1 protein-coding gene is annotated in these 1,170 nt (G+C 73.8%); it reads right to left on the reverse strand.

The genetic code is table 11. The features are described from left to right. The coding region (locus I6A81_RS00055) for a thiolase family protein (protein ID WP_203010054.1) at nucleotides 1–1,160 on the reverse strand (1,160 nt) is incomplete at its 3' end. Nucleotides 1,161–1,170: the final 10 nt, after the last annotated feature.

The following is a 1,170-nucleotide window of genomic DNA, read 5'->3' on the forward strand; positions in this document are numbered from 1 at the left end:
TCGATGATCATGGCGGCGCCCATGCCGCCGCCGGCGCACATGGAGACGCAGCCGAGGGTGGCGCCGCGGCGGCGGAGCTCGCCGACCATGGTGACGATCATGCGGGCGCCGGTGGCGGAGATGGGGTGGCCGAGGCTGGCGCCGCTGCCGTTGACGTTGACGATGTCGGGGTTGAGGCCGAGCTTGCGGACGGCGGCGACGGGGACGGAGCAGAACGCCTCGTTGATCTCGAACAGGTCGATGTCGCCGAGGGTGAGGCCGGCGCGGTCGAGCGCCTTGGGGATGGCGAGGGTGGGGGCGAGGCCGGTCAGGGCCGGCTCGATGCCGACGGTGGCCCAGGCGCGGATCCGGGCGAGCGGGGTCAGGCCGTGGGAGGCCGCGTAGGTGTCGCTGGTGAGGGTGACGGCGGCGGCGGCGTCGTTGAGGCCGGCGGAGTTGCCGGCGGTGACGGTGGCGTCGGGCAGTTCGGGGTGCAGCACCGGCAGGGTGGCGAGGCGTTCCAGGGTGGTGCCGCGGCGCGGGTGCTCGTCGGTGTCGAACCGGACGGTGGTGCCGTCGGGGCGGGTGACGTCGAGGGGGACGATCTCGTCCACGAACGCGCCGGAGTCGATGGAGTCGAGGGCGCGCTGCTGGGTGTGGACGGTCCACTCGTCGACGTCGCGGCGGGTGAGGCCCATCTCGCGGGCGGTGTTCTCGCCGACCGTGAGGGGCATGTCGAAGGCCGGTGCTTCGGGGGTGTTCGGGTTGGGCGGTGACATCCAGATCTGCTGGCTGCCGTCGGCGGCGCGTTTGGAGCCGTAGATCTGGTTGGACAGGCTTTCGGTGCCGCCGGCGATGGCGGCGTGGTCCATGCCGGCGCGGATGCCGGCGGCGGCGATGGCGACGGCGGTGAGCCCGCCGGCGCAGTGCCGGTTGGTGGCGACGCCGGAGACGCCGGTGAGGCCGAGGCGGACGGCGGTGTGCCGGGCGATGACGCCGCCGCCCTGGTAGGACTCGGCGAGCACGAGGTCGTCGACGTCGGTGGCGGGGATCCCGGCGCGTTCGAGGGCGGCGGGGACGACGGCTTCGGCGAGGTCGAAGGCGTCGAGGCCGACGAGGGTGCCCTTGCGGGCCCGCCCGATCGCCGTACGGGCCGTCGCGACGATGACTGCTTCGGGCACGGTGAACTCC

It is taken from the genome of Frankia nepalensis, from assembly GCF_016786325.1.
Taxonomy (GTDB): Bacteria; Actinomycetota; Actinomycetes; order Frankiales; family Frankiaceae; genus Pseudofrankia; species Pseudofrankia nepalensis.